The organism is Neisseria sp. HMSC073G10 (assembly GCF_001812605.1).
GTDB classification, from domain to species: domain Bacteria; phylum Pseudomonadota; class Gammaproteobacteria; order Burkholderiales; family Neisseriaceae; genus Neisseria; species Neisseria subflava_A.
Genome location: NZ_KV809528.1, coordinates 55,963 through 76,205, shown reverse-complemented (window position 1 = coordinate 76,205; position 20,243 = coordinate 55,963). Strand labels below are relative to the sequence as shown.

20 protein-coding genes are annotated in these 20,243 nt (G+C 51.7%); 14 read left to right on the top strand and 6 right to left on the bottom strand.

Annotated features, from left to right (window positions below; all coding sequences use genetic code 11):
• Nucleotides 1–55 precede the first annotated feature (55 nt).
• Nucleotides 56–313, top strand: coding sequence for a hypothetical protein (locus HMPREF2865_RS06330; protein ID WP_049344932.1), 258 nt, complete (start codon nucleotides 56–58; stop codon nucleotides 311–313).
• A 64-nt stretch (nucleotides 314–377) separates the two neighbouring features.
• Here HMPREF2865_RS06330 and HMPREF2865_RS06325 read toward each other — a convergent pair whose 3' ends face one another.
• Both HMPREF2865_RS06325 and arsC read right to left on the bottom strand, forming a co-directional pair.
• Nucleotides 378–1,034: a YdcF family protein gene (locus tag HMPREF2865_RS06325; RefSeq protein WP_070584448.1), complete on the bottom strand. Its 657-nt coding sequence runs from the start codon at nucleotides 1,032–1,034 to the stop codon at nucleotides 378–380.
• Nucleotides 1,035–1,059: 25 nt separating this feature from the next.
• Nucleotides 1,060–1,419: an arsenate reductase (glutaredoxin) gene (gene arsC, locus HMPREF2865_RS06320; RefSeq protein WP_004519164.1), complete on the bottom strand. Its 360-nt coding sequence runs from the start codon at nucleotides 1,417–1,419 to the stop codon at nucleotides 1,060–1,062.
• Nucleotides 1,420–1,588: 169 nt separating this feature from the next.
• Between arsC and HMPREF2865_RS06315 the strand changes: the two genes are divergently transcribed.
• The 6 genes from HMPREF2865_RS06315 to HMPREF2865_RS06290 all read left to right on the top strand — a co-directional run bounded on the left by HMPREF2865_RS06315 (nucleotide 1,589) and on the right by HMPREF2865_RS06290 (nucleotide 7,737).
• Entirely contained in the window at nucleotides 1,589–2,071 is a 483-nt protein-coding gene (locus HMPREF2865_RS06315) for a TlpA disulfide reductase family protein (RefSeq protein ID WP_049349226.1), read from the top strand.
• Nucleotides 2,072–2,319: 248 nt separating this feature from the next.
• Complete coding sequence (gene ftsE, locus HMPREF2865_RS06310) at nucleotides 2,320–2,970, top strand: cell division ATP-binding protein FtsE (protein WP_003681151.1); 651 nt, start codon at nucleotides 2,320–2,322, stop codon at nucleotides 2,968–2,970.
• Nucleotides 2,967–3,884, top strand: coding sequence for a permease-like cell division protein FtsX (gene ftsX, locus HMPREF2865_RS06305; protein WP_003747810.1), 918 nt, complete (start codon nucleotides 2,967–2,969; stop codon nucleotides 3,882–3,884). Before ftsE ends, ftsX begins: the two co-directional genes overlap by 4 nt.
• Nucleotides 3,885–4,080: 196 nt before the next feature.
• Nucleotides 4,081–5,334 carry a UDP-N-acetylglucosamine 1-carboxyvinyltransferase gene (murA, locus tag HMPREF2865_RS06300; protein ID WP_049333045.1) on the top strand — a complete coding sequence of 418 codons (1,254 nt, stop codon included), beginning with the start codon at nucleotides 4,081–4,083 and terminating at the stop codon, nucleotides 5,332–5,334.
• Between the two features lie 127 nt (nucleotides 5,335–5,461).
• Nucleotides 5,462–7,519, top strand: coding sequence for a methionine--tRNA ligase (metG, locus tag HMPREF2865_RS06295; RefSeq protein ID WP_070646466.1), 2,058 nt, complete (start codon nucleotides 5,462–5,464; stop codon nucleotides 7,517–7,519).
• Nucleotides 7,520–7,542: 23 nt separating this feature from the next.
• The gene (locus HMPREF2865_RS06290; RefSeq protein WP_049349216.1) at nucleotides 7,543–7,737 is read left to right on the top strand and encodes a hypothetical protein; all 195 of its coding nucleotides are present in this window, start codon (nucleotides 7,543–7,545) and stop codon (nucleotides 7,735–7,737) included.
• Between the two features lie 108 nt (nucleotides 7,738–7,845).
• Here the strand turns inward: HMPREF2865_RS06290 and rsgA are convergent, their stop codons facing one another.
• Nucleotides 7,846–8,712 (bottom strand): ribosome small subunit-dependent GTPase A, encoded by an 867-nt coding sequence (gene rsgA, locus HMPREF2865_RS06285; RefSeq protein WP_070646465.1) that lies wholly within the window; start codon nucleotides 8,710–8,712, stop codon nucleotides 7,846–7,848.
• Nucleotides 8,713–8,862: 150 nt separating this feature from the next.
• Here rsgA and HMPREF2865_RS06280 point away from each other — a divergent pair, with 150 nt between their 5' ends.
• From HMPREF2865_RS06280 to HMPREF2865_RS06260, 5 genes are all read left to right on the top strand, one after another.
• Complete coding sequence (locus HMPREF2865_RS06280) at nucleotides 8,863–9,480, top strand: tellurite resistance TerB family protein (RefSeq protein WP_070646464.1); 618 nt, start codon at nucleotides 8,863–8,865, stop codon at nucleotides 9,478–9,480.
• A 99-nt stretch (nucleotides 9,481–9,579) separates the two neighbouring features.
• Nucleotides 9,580–10,500 (top strand): patatin-like phospholipase family protein, encoded by a 921-nt coding sequence (locus HMPREF2865_RS06275; protein WP_070584461.1) that lies wholly within the window; start codon nucleotides 9,580–9,582, stop codon nucleotides 10,498–10,500.
• A 107-nt stretch (nucleotides 10,501–10,607) separates the two neighbouring features.
• Complete coding sequence (locus tag HMPREF2865_RS06270) at nucleotides 10,608–12,464, top strand: ribonuclease catalytic domain-containing protein (protein WP_070646463.1); 1,857 nt, start codon at nucleotides 10,608–10,610, stop codon at nucleotides 12,462–12,464.
• Between the two features lie 135 nt (nucleotides 12,465–12,599).
• A complete protein-coding gene (locus HMPREF2865_RS06265; protein ID WP_003681131.1) occupies nucleotides 12,600–12,827 on the top strand; it encodes an exodeoxyribonuclease VII small subunit in 228 nt (75 codons plus the stop codon).
• Entirely contained in the window at nucleotides 12,811–13,707 is an 897-nt protein-coding gene (locus tag HMPREF2865_RS06260; RefSeq protein ID WP_070646462.1) for a polyprenyl synthetase family protein, read from the top strand. The genes HMPREF2865_RS06265 and HMPREF2865_RS06260 overlap by 17 nt, the downstream gene beginning before the upstream one ends.
• 157 nt (nucleotides 13,708–13,864) lie before the next feature.
• Here HMPREF2865_RS06260 and ftsY read toward each other — a convergent pair whose 3' ends face one another.
• The gene (gene ftsY, locus HMPREF2865_RS06255) at nucleotides 13,865–15,397 is read right to left on the bottom strand and encodes a signal recognition particle-docking protein FtsY (protein WP_141752526.1); all 1,533 of its coding nucleotides are present in this window, start codon (nucleotides 15,395–15,397) and stop codon (nucleotides 13,865–13,867) included.
• Between the two features lie 145 nt (nucleotides 15,398–15,542).
• On the opposite strand from ftsY, the gene msrAB reads away from it, so the two are divergent.
• Nucleotides 15,543–17,111 carry a bifunctional peptide-methionine (S)-S-oxide reductase MsrA/peptide-methionine (R)-S-oxide reductase MsrB gene (gene msrAB / locus HMPREF2865_RS06250; protein WP_070646461.1) on the top strand — a complete coding sequence of 523 codons (1,569 nt, stop codon included), beginning with the start codon at nucleotides 15,543–15,545 and terminating at the stop codon, nucleotides 17,109–17,111.
• Between the two features lie 129 nt (nucleotides 17,112–17,240).
• On the opposite strand, the gene purB is transcribed toward msrAB, so the two are convergent.
• A complete protein-coding gene (gene purB / locus HMPREF2865_RS06245) occupies nucleotides 17,241–18,611 on the bottom strand; it encodes an adenylosuccinate lyase (RefSeq protein WP_070646460.1) in 1,371 nt (456 codons plus the stop codon).
• Between the two features lie 210 nt (nucleotides 18,612–18,821).
• Here purB and HMPREF2865_RS06240 point away from each other — a divergent pair, with 210 nt between their 5' ends.
• Nucleotides 18,822–19,262, top strand: a complete 441-nt coding sequence (locus tag HMPREF2865_RS06240) for a surface-adhesin E family protein (protein ID WP_070646459.1) — start codon at nucleotides 18,822–18,824, stop codon at nucleotides 19,260–19,262.
• A 385-nt stretch (nucleotides 19,263–19,647) separates the two neighbouring features.
• Here HMPREF2865_RS06240 and HMPREF2865_RS06235 read toward each other — a convergent pair whose 3' ends face one another.
• Nucleotides 19,648–20,217: an L-threonylcarbamoyladenylate synthase gene (locus tag HMPREF2865_RS06235; protein ID WP_070646570.1), complete on the bottom strand. Its 570-nt coding sequence runs from the start codon at nucleotides 20,215–20,217 to the stop codon at nucleotides 19,648–19,650.
• Between the last annotated feature and the right edge of the window lie 26 nt (nucleotides 20,218–20,243).

Genomic DNA, 20,243 nt, shown 5'->3' with positions numbered 1-20,243 from the left:
TAAGGCTTTATTATGTATAATTATTATTCTTTTTATTTAATGTATTGGACAAGATATGACTGAACAAAACCAAATCGGCCATCAACAGGCTCCGATTGTAAGCGTCAAAGAATGGTTGATAACAAACTTGATTTTGATGATTCCGCTGGTCAATATAGTTATGATGCTTGTATGGGCATTCAGCTCAAACACCAATCCGAATAAAGCTAATTATTTCAAGGCTTCCTTGATTCTGTTTGCCATCGTAATGGCAATTTATCTGGTACTGGCTGTAGTCTTTTTTGGCAGTGTAGCTGCAAATCAATATCAATAAGTAAGCATACATTTAGGCCGTCTGAAACCTAAAAGGATTCAGACGGCCTTTTATTCCCATCAGCTCAACCACCTATCCAATTCCAAACCGCATCGCTCCATTTGCCGATACGGTAGAGAAACAAAGAATAGCTCTCCTGCATCAGGAACTTGGCTTTCTTGCTGCGCTCATCAAAGCGCGTGGTCGGTGTGGCGGAGAACTGCGCGTCTGACAAGCCTAAATCGGCGGCCATTTCTTCGGCGCGCGCCAAATGATACGGGTCGCTGACAACGATAATGCTGCCGACTCCGTTGGCGTGCATGATGGGGACGATATTGCGCAGGTTTTCGTAAGTGTTGCGCGACGTGTTTTCAAACAGGATATTGTGCGCCGGTATGCCCTGCTTGAGCGCGTATCGGCGCCCCACTTCGGCTTCGGTCATGAATCCTTTTTTGGGCGTACCGCCGGTGAAAATGATTTTGCCGACCCGATGGCTTTGGTAGAGCGTGATGGCGTGGTTGATGCGCTCACGGAACACCGGCGACGGGCGTTTGTCCCACGCCGCCGCACCCAACACTACCGCCGCATCGGCATGAGCGTCCTTCGGCAAGGTTTGCAAACCTGTCCGGTAAATCTGCCATGTGCCACTCAAAAAAATACCGCACACCAACAAAACGCTCAAAGCAAGGCCGCGAAATAGGTAGTATCGCAAGCCATTGCGGCTTTTAAGCAGGGAAATCATCTTCAGACGGCCTTATCCAACCCCGTCAGCCGAGTAGGGCGGCAATGTTTTCCAACGGACGGCCGATGGCTGCGCGCGTAGGCGTTACCAAAACGGGACGCTCAAGCAGGGCAGGGTGTTCGGCGATTGCCTGAAGCAGGGCGGCATTGTCCAAATCGGGATTGTCCAAACCCAATTCTTTGTACAAATCGTCTTTCGTGCGCATCATGCCGCGCACCGACTCGATGCCGAGTTTGGCAAACATATCCTGCAAAGTCGCCAAATCGGGCGCGGTATCCAGATATTTGACTACGTCGGCGGCAACGCCTTTTTCTTCGAGCAAAGCCAGCGCGGCACGCGATTTGCTGCAACGCGGGTTGTGATAAAGTGTGAATTCAGACGGCATGAAAGTCTCCGTATTATTGCAAAATCATTCAATGATTGCGGTTATTATCGTCTGCAACTGATTTTTACTCAAACTTTTTACCTGATATCTTGATGTGAATCGGTAGGCATGCCCACCAAACCGTTTTACAATAAACACAATTTCGATTGGCAACCTCAAGGATACAACCATGAAAGCCTTAACCGCCCTTCTCTTGTCCGCCACCGTTTTTACCGCTGCGCCGGCCTTTGCCGCCGACGAAACGGCAGGTTGGCAGGACAACAAACCGCAAAGCCTGGAGTCGCTCAAAGCCCCCGTGCGCGTGGTCAACCTTTGGGCAACCTGGTGCGGCCCCTGCCGTAAAGAAATGCCCGCCATGTCCGCATGGTACAAAGCGCAGAAAAAAGGCAGCGTCGATATGGTCGGCATCGCGCTGGATACAACCGACAACATCGGCAAGTTCCTGAAACAAACGCCGGTCAGCTACCCGATTTGGCGTTACACCGGCGCCAACAGCCGCAACTTCATGAAAGCCCACGGCAACAACGTCGGCGTACTGCCCTTCACAGTCGTCGAAGCGCCGAAATGCGGCTACAAACAAACCATCACCGGCGAAGTCAACGAAAAAAGCCTGACCGCCGCCGTGAATTTGGCCAAAACCAAATGTAAATAAAACAGCGGATAGGTGCTTCACCTACGCTGATACCGAGGCCGTCTGAAACCCAATCGTTCAGACGGCCTTTATTTCAAACCATATTGCTTTGTGTTGCAAACCGGCAGTGTCTCCGCCGGCAGAACCGGGGTTTCACTATCAAAAAGCAGCCGAAATATTTATAATCTGTGAATATCCCCATTTTTTCAGACGGCATGTTGCCCTATCGATGACGCCGGCCGTCTGAATCCCTATTTTCAGGAAAACCCATGATCCGTTTCGAACAAGTTTCCAAAACCTATCCCGGCGGTTTCGAAGCCCTGAAAAATGTCAGTTTCCAGATTAACAAAGGTGAGATGATTTTTATCGCCGGCCATTCGGGCTCGGGCAAATCCACCATTTTGAAGCTGATTTCAGGCATTACCAAGCCTACCAAAGGCAAGGTTTGGTTCAATAATCAAGACCTCGGCACCTTGAGCGACAATCAGATCGGCTTTATGCGCCAACATATCGGCATTGTCTTCCAAGACCACAAAATCCTCTACGACCGCAATGTCTTGCAAAACGTTATCCTGCCTTTGCGGATTAGCGGCTACCAGCCGCGCAAAGCGGAAGAGCGCGCGCGTATTGCGATTGAGAAAGTCGGCTTGAAAGGCCGCGAAAACGATATGCCCATCACTTTGTCCGGTGGCGAACAACAGCGCTTGTGCATCGCGCGCGCAGTGGTTCACCAACCCAGCCTGCTGATTGCCGACGAGCCGTCCGCCAGCCTCGACCGCGCCTATGCGCTGGATATTATGGAATTGTTCAAAACCTTCCATGAAGCAGGCACGACCGTGATTGTTGCGGCGCACGATGAAACGCTGATGGCAGATTACGGCCACCGCGTCTTGCGCCTGCAGAAAGGACGCCTCGCATGAGCATGATTCATTACATCTCGCTACACGTCGAATCAGCGCGCGCCGCGCTCAAAGAGCTTCTACGCCAACCCATCGGCACGCTGCTGACCCTGCTCATGCTTGCCGTTGCCATGACCTTGCCGCTGTTTATGTATTTGGGCATCCAAAGCGGACAAAGCGTATTGGGCAAACTCAACGAATCGCCGCAAATTACGGTTTATATGGACACCGATGCGGCAAGTTCTGATGCCGATACGGTGAAAAACCTGCTCCAACGCGACAGCCGTATCGATAAAGTCCGCTTTATCAGCAAGCAGGAAGGTTTGGAAGAATTGCAGACCAATCTCGACCAAAACCTCGTTTCCATGCTCGATGGCAACCCGTTGCCCGATGTCTTTATCGTTACGCCCGACCCTGCCACTTCTCCGGATCAGATGCAGGCCATCTATAAAGACATTACCAAACTGCCGCGCGTCGAATCGGCAACCATGGATACCGAATGGGTACAAACCCTTTATCGTATTAATGAATTTATCCGCAAGATTTTATGGTTCCTCTCGCTGACTTTGGGCATGGCCTTTGTCTTGGTGGCACACAACACCATCCGCCTGCAAATCCTCAGCCGCAAAGAAGAGTTGGAAATCACCAAGCTGTTGGGGGCGCCCGCTTCCTTCATCCGCCGTCCTTTCCTTTATCAGGCAATGTGGCAGAGTATTTTCTCCGCCGCCGTCAGCTTGGGCTTGTCGGCTTGGCTTTTGGCCGAAGTACGGCCGCTGGTGGACGCAATTTTCAAACCCTACGGCCTGAACATCGGCTGGCGTTTCTTCACATTTAGCGAAGTGTCGCTGGTATTCGGCTTCGTCATCGCGCTGGGCGTATTCGGCGCATGGCTGGCCACCACGCAACACCTCTTAGGCTTCAAAGCCAAAAAATAAGCCTTGGCAAACAGGCCGTCTGAACCATTCAGACGGCCTGAAATCTTATCCTTTCGCAACTTAAACAAACCTTGTGAAAATTTAATACTGCCAAATCTAACAGCAAGGGCATAATCCCTTATAATTGATGGTTTATTATTCATCTCATTTCATTTGTGCGGCATAAGCCGTGCAGACAAATAACGAAAGACATCCTGTGGACAAACTCAAAATCTCTGCCAATGGCCCCCTCAACGGCGAAATCATCGTATCCGGCGCAAAAAACGCCGCCCTGCCGCTGATGTGTGCCGGCCTGCTGACTTCCGGCACTTTACGCTTGAAAAACGTACCCATGCTCGCCGACGTCAAAACCACCCAAAAACTGCTGCAAGGCATGGGCGCACGCGTTTTGACCGACAACATCTCCGAATTTGAAATCAACGGCGGCACCGTCAACAACACCTGCGCACCTTACGAGCTGGTAAAAACCATGCGCGCATCCATCTTGGTTTTGGGCCCGACCCTTGCCCGCTTCGGCGAAGCCCAAGTCAGCCTGCCCGGCGGCTGCGCCATCGGTTCGCGCCCGGTTGACCAACACCTCAAAGGCCTCGAAACCATGGGTGCGGAAATCACCATCGAACACGGTTACGTCAAAGCCAAAGGCCGTCTGAAAGGCACGCGCGTCACCATGGATGTCGTGACCGTAGGCGGTACTGAAAATCTGCTGATGGCAGCCACACTTGCCGAAGGCACCACCATCCTCGAAAACTGCGCCATCGAACCCGAAGTCGTCGATTTGGCTGAATGCCTCGTCAAAATGGGCGCAAAAATCAGCGGCATCGGTACAGCAACCATGACCATCGAAGGCGTAAAAGAGCTGCACGGCTGCGAACACAGCGTCGTTCCCGACCGTATCGAAGCCGGTACCTTCCTCTGCGCCGTCGCCATGACCGGCGGCAAAGTCGTCCTGCGCAATGCCGCCCCCAAAACCATGGAAGTCGTATTGGACAAACTGACCGAAGCCGGCGCTATCATCGAAGCAGGCGACAACTGGATTTCCATCGACATGCAACAACGCCCCAAAGCCGTGGACATCCGCACCGTCGTCCACCCAGGCTTCCCAACCGACATGCAGGCGCAGTTTATGGCCATGAACGCCATTGCCGAAGGCAGCAGCCGCGTGGTAGAAACCATTTTTGAAAACCGCTTCATGCATGTTCCCGAACTCAACCGCATGGGCGCAGACATCACCACCGAAGGCAACACCGCCTACATCAAAGGCGTAGAAAAACTCTCCGGTGCCGTCGTGATGGCAACCGACCTGCGCGCCTCCGCCAGCCTCGTCATGGCAGGTTTGGTCGCAGATGGCGAAACCATCGTCGAACGCATCTACCACCTCGACCGCGGCTATGAATACATCGAGAAAAAACTCGGCGGCGTAGGCGCAAAAATCGAACGCGTACGCGGTTAATCCCATACGCAGCCGATAAATAAAAGGCCGTCTGAAACACCGGCAATCGGGTTTCAGACGGCCTTTGCCTATTGTTTTGCGGTATAATTCCCGACATCTTTATCCATTGTTTTTAAAAGCACGAACCATGACACGCAAAATCCTTGTCACTTCCGCGCTGCCGTATGCCAACGGCAGCATCCACCTCGGCCACATGGTCGAACACATCCAAACCGACGTTTGGGTACGCTTCCAAAAACTGCGCGGCCACGAATGCTACTACTGCTGCGCCGACGACACCCACGGCACGCCCGTGATGCTTGCTGCGCAAAAACAAGGCATCGCGCCTGAAGACATGATTGCCAAAGTGCGCGAAGAGCACCTCGCCGACTTTACCGGTTTCAACATCGGCTACGACAATTATTACAGCACCCATTCCCCTGAAAACAAACAGTTTTCCCAAGACATTTACCGCGCGCTGAAAGCCAACGGCAAGATTGAGAGCCGCGTCATCGAGCAGCTTTTCGACCCCGAAAAACAAATGTTCCTGCCCGACCGCTTCGTCAAAGGCGAATGCCCGAAATGCCACGCCCAAGACCAATACGGTGACAACTGCGAAGTCTGCGGTACGACCTATTCCCCGACCGAACTGATCAACCCGTATTCCGCCGTTTCCGGTGCCAAACCCGAATTGCGCGAATCCGAACACTTCTTCTTCAAACTGGGAGAATGCGCCGACTTCCTCAAAGCATGGACTTCCGGCAACAATCCGCACGACGGCAAGCCTCATCTGCAACCCGAAGCCCTCAACAAAATGAAAGAATGGCTGGGCGAAGGCGAAGAAACCACCCTGTCCGACTGGGACATTTCCCGCGACGCGCCGTATTTCGGTTTTGAAATCCCCGATGCGCCGGGCAAATACTTCTACGTCTGGCTGGACGCGCCCGTCGGCTACATGGCGTCGTTTAAAAACCTGTGCGACCGCATCGGCATCGATTTTGACGAATACTTCAAAGCCGACAGCCAAACCGAGATGTACCACTTCATCGGCAAAGATATTCTCTATTTCCACGCCCTGTTCTGGCCTGCTATGCTGCATTTCTCCGGCCACCGCGCCCCGACCGGCGTGTACGCACACGGCTTTTTGACCGTGGACGGACAAAAAATGTCCAAATCGCGCGGCACCTTCATCACCGCCAAATCCTATCTGGAACAAGGCCTGAACCCCGAGTGGATGCGCTACTACATCGCCGCCAAACTCAACAGCAAAATCGAAGACATCGATTTGAACCTGCAAGACTTTATCAGCCGCGTCAACAGCGACCTCGTCGGAAAATACGTCAACATCGCCGCCCGCGCGTCAGGTTTCATCGCCAAACGCTTTGAAGGCCGTCTGAAAGACGTTGCCGACAGCGAATTGCTGGCAAAACTGACCGCACAAAGCGAAGCCATTGCCGAATGCTACGAAAGCCGCGAATACGCCAAAACCCTGCGCGACATCATGGCCTTGGCAGACATTGTCAATGAATACGTTGATGCCAACAAACCTTGGGAACTGGCGAAACAAGAAGGCCAAGACGCACGCCTGCACGAAGTATGCAGCGAGCTCATCAACGCCTTTACCATGTTGACCGCCTACCTCGCCCCCGTCTTGCCGAAAGTGGCCGAAAACGCCGCCAAATTCCTGAATTTGGAAGCCATCACTTGGGCAAATACACGCGAAACCTTGGGCGAACACGCCATCAACAAATACGAACATTTAATGCAACGAGTGGAGCAAAAACAAGTGGACGATTTAATCGAAGCCAATAAACAAAGCATCGCCGCCGCAGCCGCGCCTGCCGCCGAAGAGAGCAAATACGAAAAAGTCGCCGAACAAGCGAGCTTTGACGACTTTATGAAAATCGACATGCGCGTCGCCAAAGTACTGAACTGCAAAGCCGTCGAAGGCAGCACCAAACTTTTGAAATTCGACCTCGATTTCGGTTTTGAAAAACGCATCATCTTCTCCGGCATCGCCGCGTCTTACCCAAATCCTGCCGAATTGAACGGCCGCATGGTCATTGCCGTCGCCAACTTCGCCCCGCGCAAAATGGCAAAATTCGGCGTATCCGAAGGCATGATCCTCTCCGCCGCCACGGCAGAGGGCAAACTGAAGCTCCTCGACGTTGACGCAGGCGCACAGCCCGGGGATAAAGTGGGCTAAGTATCAAATCTTAAGGAGAAACCATGTTAAACCTTTCCGCACCGGTACTTAAAGAAATTGAGTTGCTTCATGATGCAGGCTTATCGGTTGGCGCTATTGTTACAGTGTTGCGTCTGAAGTTTCCGGTAGAGCTCCATGATCGGGAGGACAAACAAATTGAAGAAGCCGTGCTTCTCATGATCAATCCGCCACGAAAAGCACCTTCTCTTTCCCGCTAAGGTAGCGATACCGGTTGAAAGGTAAATTTGGTTATGCTTCAACAAAAGGCCGTCTGAATTTTTCAGACGGCCTTTTTATTTATCCAAACGCTTATTTCCGTTAAAACTTTATTTCAATAATTCATCGGTAACGCGTTGCAGAAATTCGATACGCTCGGGTTTGGCTTCGCCTGATTCGGCAGCGGCTTTGACGGCGCAGCCGGGTTCGGCACGGTGGGTGCAGTTGTGGAAACGGCACTGTCCGATGAGGTGGCGCAGGTCGGGGAAGTATTGCAATAAATCGGCGGCTTGGAGATGGTGCAGGCCGAATTCTTGCAGGCCGGGGGAGTCAATGAGTCGGGTTTCTACGTTTAAATCGTATAGTTGGGCGTGGGTGGTGGTGTGTTTGCCGGAGTCGAGCGCGGTGGAAATGTCGCCGGTTCGGGCGGCTTGGTTGCCGAGTAGGGCGTTGGTCAGGGTGGACTTGCCCATGCCGCTTTGTCCGAGCAGGATGTTGGTGTGCCCTTCTAAAATGGGACGCAGGATGTCGGCGTTTTCCAATGCGTTGGTTTCGACCACGGAGTAGCCGAGGGTTTCGTAGAATTTGAGTTTCTCGCGCCATTGGGCGGTTTCGGGGAGGTCGGCTTTGTTGAGGACGATAACGACGTCGATACCGGCCGCTTCGGCTGCGAGGAGGGCGCGTTGCAACAGGGCTTCGCTGGGTGAGGGGCTTGCGGCGGTTACGATGAGCAGTTGGGTAACATTGGCGGCAATCAGTTTGGTTTTCCACGCGTCTTGGCGGTAGAGCAGGCTTTCGCGTGGGAGGTAGTCTTCAATCACGACTTGTTCGCCGTTGATGGGGCTGATGCGGACTTGGTCGCCGCAGGCGAAATCGACGCGTTTTTTGCGGGTGGTGGCGTCATATGTTTGGCCGTCGGGGGTGCGGACAATATAGCGGCGGCCATAGCTGGTAATGATTTGGGCGGTATCGGTCATGATGGGGTTTATTGTTTGGAATGGTGTGATTGTACCGAAAGTCGGCTATGGCCGTCTGAAAACTTGTTTGCACCTTTTAACTTTCTTTGGCTTGGTTTTTTGGTGTTTCTGCCCTATATTTGCAATGTATTTGTTTTCAGGAGATTTTTTATGGATTTCAGTCAGTTGCTCAATCAGGTTTTGGGTGCGGCTCAAAAAGGCGGCAAAGCGGTGGCGGACAGCCCGCTCAATTCTTTCGGCGGCGGCGCGCTGACGGGTGCTTTGGCATCGATGCTGTTGAAAAAGAAAAATGCGAAGAAGCTGGTCAAGGCCGGCTCAGTCGCCGCTTTGGGTTTTCTGGCTTATAAAGGCTATCAAAACTGGAAACAAAACCGCCAGCAGGACGAATTGCCGCAAAGTGCGTTCCAACCTGCCGGTCTGATTGGTGAAAACCACAGCCGTGTGATTTTGCAAACGATGATTGCGGCGGCGGCTTCAGACGGCCTGATTGACGATGCGGAACGCGCGGCCATTGAGCGTGAAAGCGGCAGCGATGCGGAAACGGCGGCATGGTTGCAGGCGGAATATGAGCAACCGGCCTCTATCGAGCAAATTGCCGCTTCGGTTGGCAGCGACGAGGCTTTGGCAGCTGAAACTTATCTGGCGGCCCGATTGGTCTGCGCGGACTTGTCGCGCAAGGAAATCGTGTTCCTGAGCCGTTTGTCCCAAGCTTTGAATTTGGACGACCAACTGGTCGAAAGTTTGGAAAAACAGCTCGAATTGGCTTGAGCTTGATTTAAAAGGCCGTCTGAAACCTGATTTCAGACGGCCTTTCAACTTAATTTCAGAGTAAAATAACCCTTTCGACATATTAAAGACTGTCTGAACATGAACAAACTTTTTTCCACATTCAAAACGTTTTTAGCCGCTTCGTCCGTCTTGGTATTGGCTGCCTGTCCGAGTGGCAACGCGCCGCAATCCAAACCTTCTACGCAGGGTCAAAATACGGTTTCGCATACTGCACCCAAACCGAAAGCCACGGTTGCGCTGGCTTTGGGCGGCGGCGCATCCAAAGGCTTTGCCCATATCGGGATTATTAAGGTTTTGAAAGAAAACAATATTCCGGTCAAAATCGTTACCGGTACATCCGCAGGCTCGATTGTCGGCAGTATGTACGCTTCGGGAATGTCACCCGACCGCCTCGAATTGGAAGCGGAAATTTTGGGTAAAACCGATTTGGTGGATTTGACCTTGTCCACCAGCGGCTTCATCAAAGGCGAAAAACTGCAAAACTACATCAACCGCAAAGTCGGCAACCGTCCGATGCAGCAGTTCCCCATCAAATTTGCCGCCGTTGCGACCGATTTTGAAAGCGGCAAACCGGTGGTGTTCAACGTAGGCAATGCCGGACAAGCTGTCCGAGCTTCTGCGTCGATTCCAAACGTATTCCAACCTGTCGTTATCGGCAGCCGCAAATATGTAGACGGCGGTCTGTCACAACCCGTACCGGTCAGCGCGGCGAAAAAAATGGGCGCAAACTTCATCATTGCCGTCGATATTTCCGCCCGTCCGGCCAAAAACGTCAGCCAAGGTATGTTCTCCTATCTTGACCAAACCTTCAACGTGATGAGCCAAACCGCCTTGCGCCAAGAATTGGGCCAAGCCAATGTGGTCATCAAACCGCAGGTTTTGGAGCTGGGTTCGGTTGGCGGCTTTGACCAAAAACAACGCGCCATCCAACTGGGCGAACAGGCCGCACGCGCCGCCCTGCCTGAAATCAAACGCAAACTGGCGGCATATCAGTATTAATCATCCGCCGTTTGAACAGGCCGTCTGAAAGTATGTTTTTCAGACGGCCTTTCTTGTGCAAATCTGCTAAAATCACGCGTTTCCTACAAATCATAAAATCCTAAAAAATGAATATCTTTTACGAAGAGTCCGGCCAATTCAAAGTTGCCTCCATCGTCCAAAAAAACGACGCCACCTACCAAGTCGATACCCAACACGGCAAACGCACCAAAGTGAAAGCAAACAATGTTTTTGCCGAGTTTGACGGCGATATGGCGGCATTTTTGGAAAACGCGCAGGCACAGGCGGCGGATATCGACACCGATTTATTGTGGGAAGTATGCGGCGAAGAGGAATTTACCGCCGAAGCCATCGCCGAAGAATATTACGGCCATGCGCCGACCAAAACCGAGCTGGCGGCGACTTTGATTGCGCTGTACGCCGCGCCGATGTATTTCTACAAAAAAGCCAAAGGCGTGTTCAAAGCCGCGCCCGAAGAAACCTTAAAACAAGCGCTTGCCGCCATCGAACGCAAAAAACAACAAGACGCGCAAATCGACGCTTGGGCGGAAGCCTTGAAACGCGGCGAGATGCCGTCTGAAATCGCAGCGGATCTGAAAACCATCCTGCACGCGCCCGACAAGCAGTCGCTGACCTACAAAGCCTTTACCAAAGCCGCCGATGCATTGAAAACCTCGGCCTACGAACTGGCGAAAAAAACGGGCGGCATTACGTCCATTCCGCAATACCTGCAAGACGGGTTTGAAATCAAATACTTCCCTAAAGGAACAGGCTTCCCCGACCTTCCGCTTCCTGAAATGCCTGACTTGCCTAAGGCTGACGTTACCGCCTTTTCCATTGATGACGAATCGACCACCGAAGTGGACGACGCTTTAAGCCTGACCGATTTGGGCAATGGCATGAAACGCGTCGGCATCCACATCGCCGCACCGTCGCTTGCCATTAAACAAGGCGACAAAATGGAAAAAAACATCATGGACCGCTTGAGCACGGTTTATTTCCCCGGCGGAAAAATCACCATGTTGCCCGAAAACTGGATTGCCGCGTTCAGCCTTGATGCAGGTGCATACCGCCCTTCCATCAGCATTTATTTCGATGTGGACAGCGAGTTCAACGTCGGCGCGCCGACCTGCAAAATCGAAGCGGTCAACATCGCCGAAAACCTGCGCATTCAAACCATCGAGCCACATTTCAACGCCGAAACCGGCTTGGACAAAGCAGGCGAAATGATGTTTGCCCACCATCAAGACCTGATTTGGTTCTATCAATTCGCCATCGCCCTGCAAAAAGCGCGCGGCAAATACGAGCCCGACCGTGCGCCGCAATACGATTACAGCATCGAATTGGATGAGGAAGGCAACGTATCCGTCGTCCGCCGCGAACGCGGTTCGCCCATTGATACGCTGGTCAGCGAGATGATGATTCTTGCCAACAGCACTTGGGCGCAAATGCTGGACGAAAACGAGCTGCCCGGCCTTTTCCGCGTCCAACCGGCAGGCAAAGTGCGCATGAGCACCAAATCCGAGCCGCACATCGGCATGGGCGTGCAGCATTACGGCTGGTTTACCTCGCCGCTGCGCCGCGCCGCCGACTACATCAACCAAAAGCAGCTGATCAGCCTGATAGACGATACTGCCGAGCCGCTGTATCAAAACAGCGATGCCGAGCTTTTCGCCGCGCTGCGCGACTTTGATGCCGCCTATACAGCCTACGCCGACTTCCAACGCCAAATGGAAGCCTACTGGAGCCTCGTGTACCTGCAACAGCAAGGCACGAGCGAGCTGACGGCCACCATCCTCAAAGAGGACCTCGTCCGCATTGAAGGCCTGCCGCTGGTCACGCGCGCGACCGGTATTCCATTTGACGCGCTGCCTAAATCGCAGGCATTGTTCAAAATCACTGAATTGGATGCCGAGAAGCAGTTTATCGCGCTCAACTATCAAAAAGCCGTTTTACCGGGCTGATAACGTTATTCCGTTTGAAAAAAGGCCGTCTGAACAAAGAAACAGAAATCTTTGATTTCGTTTTCATCCCAGTTCAGACGGCCTTCATCATCTAAAAATGCTACAATTCCCCTTTTCTGCCCATCATTTCAAACCATGAAAAAAAACGCCCCCCAATCCTTTGAAGAAGCTTTATCCCGCCTCGAAACCCTGACCCAGGCCATGCAAAGCAGCGAAATGCCGCTGGAAGACGCTCTGGCCGCCTATCAGGAAGGCAACGAATTGGTCAGATACTGCCAAACCAAATTGGCGGAAGTCGAGCAGAAACTGCAAGTCTTGGATGCCGGCGAACTGAAGGAGTTGAACCTTGAACCCGGCGAATGAACTCAAAACATGGCAGCAAAAAGCCCAAGCGCAAACCGAATTGCTGCTGGCGCATTTCTTGCCGTCTGAAAGCCAAGTGCCGCACACGCTGCACGAAGCCATGCGTTACGTTACCCTCGGCGGCGGCAAACGGCTGCGCCCGCTCTTGGTGCTTGCCGCGTCCGAATTGGGCGAAGCAAACCAAAATGCCGTCGAGCAGGCGATGGCGGCCATCGAAATGGTGCACGTCTATTCGTTGGTTCATGACGATATGCCGGCGATGGACAACGACAGCCTGCGCCGCGGCAAACCGACCTGCCATGTGCAATACGATGAAGCAACCGCCCTTTTGGTCGGCGATGCGCTGCAAACCCAAGCCTTTGATGTACTGAGCCGTCCGACAGGCCTGCCTGCCGAACGCCAGCTTGCCATGTTGTCCACGCTGGCCCAAGCATCGGGCAGCCTCGGCATGGCGGGCGGACAAGCCATCGACCTTGCCAATGTCGGCAAAGCCATGAATCAGGCTGAATTGGAACAGATGCACAGCCTCAAAACCGGCGCACTCATCCGCGCGGCCGTGGCCTTAGGCGCACTTTCCTGCCCAGACTTAACACCGGCGCAAATCCAAACCTTAGACCACTACGCCGCCAAATTGGGTCTGGCTTTCCAAGTGATCGACGATGTATTGGACTGCGAAGCCGATACCGCCACCTTGGGCAAAACCGCCGGCAAAGACTCGGACAACGACAAACCGACCTACGTCAAACTGATGGGCCTGCACGCTGCGCGTACTTATGCAGAAACGCTGATTGCAGAAGCCGTTGCCCTGATCGAGCCATTCGGCGACAAAGCCCTGCGCCTGCGCCAACTGGCCGAGTTTGTTACCGCACGGAAAAACTAAATCTGCAAATCAATAAAGGCCGTCTGAAACCTGATTTTAGGTTTCAGACGGCCTTTTTAACAGCCTGTTTGGCTGGTATCAACCGAATGCGAAGCCTTTCAAAATACGGCTCAGAAATCCCCCGCAAACTGCGTTCACAAAGCCTCAGCCTATCTGTTTAATCCAATAGGGCATCCACAAACGCTTTGGCATTAAACGGACGCAAATCATCGATACCTTCGCCTACGCCGATGTAGCGGACAGGAACAGGGCGGTCGGAGGCAAGGGCGGCAAGGATACCACCTTTGGCCGTACCGTCGAGTTTGGTTATGATAAGGCCGGTCAGACCCAGAGCTTCGTCAAAGGCTTTGACTTGGTTGACGGCGTTTTGACCGATGTTGGCATCAAGCACGACGATGATTTCATGTGGCGCATCAGGCATGGCTTTTTGCAACACGCGCTTCACTTTTTTGATTTCTTCCATCAAATGAAGCTGGGTCGGCAGACGGCCTGCTGTATCGGCCAGCACGATGTCGATGCCGCGCGCTTTGGCGGCTTGGACGGCATCGAAGCAAACGGCTGCGGAATCGCCTGTGGTTTGCGAAATCACGGTCACATTGTTGCGCTCGCCCCAAGCCTGAAGCTGCTCACGCGCGGCGGCACGAAAAGTATCGCCTGCCGCCAGCAACACAGATTTTCCCTGGGCTTGGAAGTATTTGGCCAGTTTGCCGATAGACGTGGTTTTACCTGCGCCGTTGATACCGGCAAGCATAATCACGAAAGGCTCCTTGGTTTCCGGCAAGACCAAAGGTTTCTCCAGAGGCTTAATCAAGTCATACAACGCATCTTTCAGCGCACCGCGCAATTCGTTGCCGTCTTTGAGGCCTTTGAGGCTGACGCGGTCGCGCACGTCTTTCATCAAGTATTCGGTGGCTTCCATGCCCATATCACTGGTAATCAGCACGGTTTCCAGCTCTTCGTACAAATCCTCGTCGATCTGTCCGCCGCCAAACACGCCGGCCAACGATTTTGCCATTTTGTCGCGCGATTTGGTCAAGCCTTGTTTCAAACGCGCAGCCCAACTGAGCTTGTGTTCTTCTGCCGGAGCAGGGGCTTCAGCCGGTGTTTCCGCAACGGCTTCTTGAACTTGCTCGACAGCTTCGCTAACTGCTTCAACAGCTTCTTCTTTGACTGCTTCGGCCTGTTCTGCTGCTTCCTCGAAAGCCTCGGCCACTTCAGACGGCATCTCAGCAACGGTTTCCTTTACCTGTTCAACAGTCTCGCTGACGGTTTCAACGGCTGCTTCTTTTGCCGCCGCAGCCTGTTCTGCTGCTTCTTCAGCAGCCTCAGCCGCTTCAGCCGGCATCTCGGCAACGGTTTCTTGATCCTGTTCAACAGCCTCGCTGACGGTTTCAACGGCCGCTTCTTTTGCCACTTCAACGTGTTCTTCTACTTTTTCGACTGTTTCAGACGGCGTTTCGGTCAAAGCTTCCCGAACCTGCTCAACGGTTTCGCTGACAGTTTCAACAGCCGATTCGACAACTGATTCGACCTGCCCTTTGACGCTTTCTGCCAAAGATTCGGCATCTTCTTTAATATTTTCAACTACTTGAGCAACTTCAGATTCTACTTTTGCTGCGGTTTCCTGAACTTGAGCCTCCTCAGGAGCCGGAGTTTCCTGTTTTTTCTTGCGACGGAAGAAGCTGAACATTAAATTTTCCTTTTAATTTTAGAAACTTGAAATAGGGAGTATTGTAGCGTATTTTACGTGGCAAGGTCGTCTGAAAATCAAGGTTGTAAGGTTTTGGCATTTCCAGCGTCTAACAAAACAAACCATCCATAAAGGAAACATAGAGATGAATCCCCGCACATTATTTTCACTTTGCACCAAGTTCGGCTGCCTGCTTGCGCTTGGCGCCTGCTCATCCAAAATGATGGATACCGAAGCCGCAACCGTACCGCAGGCATTGTCCTCATTAAAAACCCCTGACAACCGCCCTGCCAGTGTTTTCCTGAAAAAAGACAAACCTACCCTGATTAAATTTTGGGCAAGTTGGTGTCCTTTGTGTTTGTCCGAACTGGGGCAGACCGAAAAATGGGCGCAAGATGCAAAATTCGGTTCTGCCAACCTGATTACCATTGCCTCGCCCGGTTTTCTACACGAGAAAAAAGACGGCGACTTTCAAAAATGGTATGCCGGTTTGAATTATCCTAAGCTGCCCGTCGTTACCGACAACGGCGGCACCATCGCCCAAAGCCTGAATATCAGTGTTTACCCTTCGTGGGCATTAATCGGCAAAGACGGCGACGTGCAGCGCATCGTCAAAGGCAGCATCAACGAAGCGCAGGCATTGGCGTTAATCCGCGATCCCGATGCCGATTTAGGCCGTCTGAAAAACACATTTTACAAACCCGACACACAGAAAAAGGATTCAGCAATCATGAATACGCGCACCATCTACCTCGCCGGTGGCTGCTTTTGGGGCTTGGAAGCCTATTTCCAACGCATAGACGGCGTGATTGACGCCGTATCCGGCTACGCCAACGGCAAAACGGAAAACCCAAGCTACGAAGACGTGTCCTACCGCGATACGGGCCATGCCGAGACCGTTAAAGTCACCTATGATGCCGACAAACTCAGCCTAGACGATATCCTGCAATATTTCTTCCGCGTCGTTGATCCAACCAGCCTCAACAAACAGGGCAACGACATCGGCACGCAATACCGCAGCGGCGTGTACTACACCGACCCTGCCGAAAAAGCCGTCATCGCCGCCGCCCTCAAACGCGAGCAGCAAAAATACCAACAGCCCCTCGTCGTCGAAAACGAGCCGCTGAAAAACTTCTACGACGCCGAGGAATACCATCAGGATTACCTGATTAAAAACCCCAACGGCTACTGCCACATCGACATCCGCAAAGCCGACGAACCGCTGCCGGGCAAAACCAAAGCCGCCCCGCAAGGCAAAGGCTTTGACGCGGCAACGTATAAAAAACCCAGCGCTGCCGAGCTCAAACGCCTTCTGACCGAAGAGCAATATCAAGTTACCCAAAACAGCGCGACCGAATACGCCTTCAGCCACGAATACGACCACTTGTTCAAACCCGGCATTTATGTGGACATCGTCAGTGGCGAACCCCTGTTCAGCTCTGCCGACAAATTCGATTCCGGCTGCGGCTGGCCGAGCTTCACCCACCCGATTAATGCCTCCGCCGTTACCGAACACGACGATTTCAGCTACAACATGCGCCGCACCGAAGTGCGCAGCCATGTCGCCGATTCGCACTTGGGACACGTCTTCCCCGACGGCCCGAAAGACAAAGGCGGCCTGCGCTACTGCATCAACGGCGCAAGTTTGAAATTCATTCCTTTGGAAGAAATGGACGCTGCCGGCTACGGCGCATTGAAAGACAAAGTGAAATAACGGATTGAATCGAAAAAGGCCGTCTGAAAAAGATTTCAGACGGCCTTTTTAATTTGTCGGATGTAGAAAGCTGGTTCTTATCTATCAAAAAATCTCAATAACTAAGAAAGTGCGCCCTACAAGAGCCTTTTAAATTCGTTTTGCCAACTCTTCGGCTTTGCCCACATACAACGCAGGGGTCAGCTCAAGCAATTTGGCTTTGGCTTCTGCCGGAATTTCCAACGACTCGATAAAGAGTTTCAACACTTCAGGCGTAATGCCGTCTTTACCGCGTGTCAGGTCTTTCAGTTTCTCGTAAGGATTGGCTACGCCGTAACGACGCATTACGGTTTGAATCGGCTCAGCCAGCAGCTCCCAAGTAGCGTCCAAATCGGCAGCAAGGGCGGTAGGATTCGGTTCAAGCTTGTTCAGACCGCGCAGATGGGCGGCAAAGCCCAATACGGTATAGCCCACGCCTACGCCCATATTGCGCAATACGGTGCTGTCGGTCAGGTCGCGCTGCCAACGGGAAATCGGCAGTTTTTCGGACAAAAAGCCCAATACGGCATTGGCCATACCAAGGTTGCCTTCGGAATTTTCAAAGTCGATCGGATTGACTTTGTGCGGCATGGTGGAAGAACCGACTTCGCCTGCTTTGACTTTTTGTTTGAAGTAACCCAAAGAAATATAGCCCCAAACATCGCGGTTGAAGTCGATCAGAATCGTGTTGACACGGCTGATGGCTTGGAAGAATTCCGCCATATAGTCGTGCGGCTCGATTTGTATGGTGTAGGGGTTGAAGGTCAGGCCGAGGCTGATTTCAACAAAGTTGCGGCAATGGGTTTCCCAATCCACATCGGGATAAGCGACCATATGGGCATTGTAGTTGCCGACTGCGCCATTGATTTTGCCGAGGAACTCTTGCGCTTGCAGGTTTTTAAACTGACGTTGCAGGCGGTACACGACATTGGCGATTTCTTTACCCAGTGTGCTTGGTGTAGCAGGCTGGCCATGCGTGCGGCTCATCATCGGGACGGCAGCCAACTCATGCGCCATGCCGGTCAGTTTTTCAATAATTTCGGCCAGTTTCGGTAGCAAAACAGCCTCACGCGCTTCTTGCAGCATTAAAGCGTGGGACAGGTTGTTGATATCTTCACTGGTGCAGGCAAAGTGGATGAACTCGCTGGCAGCAGCCACTTCAGGCACGCCGGAGAAGCGTTCTTTAAGCCAATATTCGATGGCTTTGACGTCGTGATTGGTGGTCGCCTCAATGGCTTTGACGGCAGCGGCATCTTCAAGCGAGAAGTTTTCGATCACTTTGTCGATTTCGGCAAGCGTAAAATCGCTGAAAGCAGGAACTTCTACAATTTTAGGCTCGGCGGCAAGGGCTTTGAGCCAGTTTAATTCAACTTTGACACGCGCACGCATCAGGCCGTATTCGGAGAAAATCGGACGCAATGCTTCAACGGATTTGGCGTAGCGGCCATCTAATGGGGAAAGTGCAGCGATAGGGTTAATCATGTCGGATCTTCCTATGGGATGAAAACCAAATTGTTTGCAATTATACATGATTTTACACTGCAAGGCCGTCTGAAAGACAGGTTTCAGACGGCCTTTTCAGCGTATTTTTCATAAAATTCTTTTCAGAGGTTCAACTTTGCAAAATTGATTTACGATATATGCCATCTTCACGGATAATATCGGCTGACTTTCTGTAAATAATGAGGTTTTATGAATATCAAACGTTTTTCTCTAGCTGCCACCGTATTTGCGGCTTTGATATTGAGTGCCTGTGAAACAACCACCACATCGAGCGGCGGCGGCAGCTGGACCAACATCGGCACCATCTCTGAAGGCAATATCAAAGTAGCCATTGATAGAAGCAGCATTAAAAGAAATGGCGCACTGGTTACTTTCCGCGATAAAAAAACCGTTTCCAAACTGAAAGAGGAACGTTTCGTTAACACCCCGGCCTATAAAACGGCTATCGGCAGCTGGGAAATTCATTGCTCAAACAAAACCTATCGTCTGGCAGCGCTGCAACTGATGGATGAACACGGCCGGGTGATTTCCAACCAAAGCTATACGCCGACCAGCATCCGTCCAATGAGCGTCATGAGCGGCACGATTACTGAAAAACAATACGAAACTGTGTGCGGACATAAGCTTTAATCCACACTTATTCACAAAGTTATCCACAGTTTAAATATTTAAAAGGCCGTCTGAATGCTTTGAATATCAAGTTTCAGACGGCCTTTTTATATTTTTATGGAAATTTATCTTCAAATTTATCCACAAAATTTGTTTATTCAAAAATAATTTATTACAGCGATTCATTTACGCTCAAAATTTACTTCATTCTTTGCAAGAGCATTTCACAAAATACTGCTTTATACTCTATTTACTGACTTACTATCTGCTTAATCGATCTGTATTTACAGACTGCTATGCATCAAACTGGCTCTGCGCTAAATACTTTTCACAAAGGTATTCCAATCTTTTGGAAAAAATTTGCTTCTCCAAATAAATACCTTTCCTTTGATGATACAGCCCTTCTTTAACGCAGCCTTGCCCCTGTTTCTCCGTCAATAATCTGGCTGGGCGTTTTCTGCTTACCTATCAATCCGCCTACAACCCAGACTTTCCTGCCAAACTGTCTTCTGACTTCCCTTTCCGTTTTACATGCCCGTTTGCCTGCACGATTGCATGAAGTAGAGACTAAAGGCATTTCCAAAACCTGACACAAACGCCTTGCACCTGCGTGCGCAGGAACCCTGACAGCCAATTTACTGCGTCCTTTTCCCCGCAATGAAGGCAATACTTTTTTTCCGGCCGGCAATAAAAAAGTTTTCGGAGCAGGCCATGCTTCATGCAGCATGGTTTGGATATTTTCAGACAGCCTTTGCAGCAAAGGTTGCAACTGTTCCAAGCTATGGCCAATGACAATCATGCCTTTGTGTTGCGGTCGTTTTTTCAGATGAATCAGTTGATTGAGTGCTTTAGGCAAAGTAGGGACACAGCCCAAGCCATAGCAAGACTCGGTAGGATAGGCGACCAAACCGCCTTTTTTAAGATGCGCCTGCAGCCTGCGTTGGGCTGCAGCCGATAAAATTCTGGGAAACATCATCATCATACCAAGGCCGTCTGAAACTG

Coding starts and splice junctions, on each gene's coding strand:
- ftsE (WP_003681151.1), top strand. CDS start 2,320: ATGATCCGTTTCGAACAAGTTTCCAAAACCTATCCCGGCGGTTTCGAA.
- metG (WP_070646466.1), top strand. CDS start 5,462: ATGACACGCAAAATCCTTGTCACTTCCGCGCTGCCGTATGCCAACGGC.
- arsC (WP_004519164.1), bottom strand. CDS start 1,419: ATGCCGTCTGAATTCACACTTTATCACAACCCGCGTTGCAGCAAATCG.
- ftsX (WP_003747810.1), top strand. CDS start 2,967: ATGAGCATGATTCATTACATCTCGCTACACGTCGAATCAGCGCGCGCC.
- msrAB (WP_070646461.1), top strand. CDS start 15,543: ATGAATCCCCGCACATTATTTTCACTTTGCACCAAGTTCGGCTGCCTG.
- HMPREF2865_RS06330 (WP_049344932.1), top strand. CDS start 56: ATGACTGAACAAAACCAAATCGGCCATCAACAGGCTCCGATTGTAAGC.
- HMPREF2865_RS06290 (WP_049349216.1), top strand. CDS start 7,543: ATGTTAAACCTTTCCGCACCGGTACTTAAAGAAATTGAGTTGCTTCAT.
- purB (WP_070646460.1), bottom strand. CDS start 18,611: ATGATTAACCCTATCGCTGCACTTTCCCCATTAGATGGCCGCTACGCC.
- HMPREF2865_RS06235 (WP_070646570.1), bottom strand. CDS start 20,217: ATGATGTTTCCCAGAATTTTATCGGCTGCAGCCCAACGCAGGCTGCAG.
- HMPREF2865_RS06240 (WP_070646459.1), top strand. CDS start 18,822: ATGAATATCAAACGTTTTTCTCTAGCTGCCACCGTATTTGCGGCTTTG.
- HMPREF2865_RS06270 (WP_070646463.1), top strand. CDS start 10,608: ATGAATATCTTTTACGAAGAGTCCGGCCAATTCAAAGTTGCCTCCATC.
- ftsY (WP_141752526.1), bottom strand. CDS start 15,397: ATGTTCAGCTTCTTCCGTCGCAAGAAAAAACAGGAAACTCCGGCTCCT.
- HMPREF2865_RS06325 (WP_070584448.1), bottom strand. CDS start 1,034: ATGATTTCCCTGCTTAAAAGCCGCAATGGCTTGCGATACTACCTATTT.
- HMPREF2865_RS06265 (WP_003681131.1), top strand. CDS start 12,600: ATGAAAAAAAACGCCCCCCAATCCTTTGAAGAAGCTTTATCCCGCCTC.
- HMPREF2865_RS06275 (WP_070584461.1), top strand. CDS start 9,580: ATGAACAAACTTTTTTCCACATTCAAAACGTTTTTAGCCGCTTCGTCC.
- HMPREF2865_RS06315 (WP_049349226.1), top strand. CDS start 1,589: ATGAAAGCCTTAACCGCCCTTCTCTTGTCCGCCACCGTTTTTACCGCT.
- rsgA (WP_070646465.1), bottom strand. CDS start 8,712: ATGACCGATACCGCCCAAATCATTACCAGCTATGGCCGCCGCTATATT.
- HMPREF2865_RS06280 (WP_070646464.1), top strand. CDS start 8,863: ATGGATTTCAGTCAGTTGCTCAATCAGGTTTTGGGTGCGGCTCAAAAA.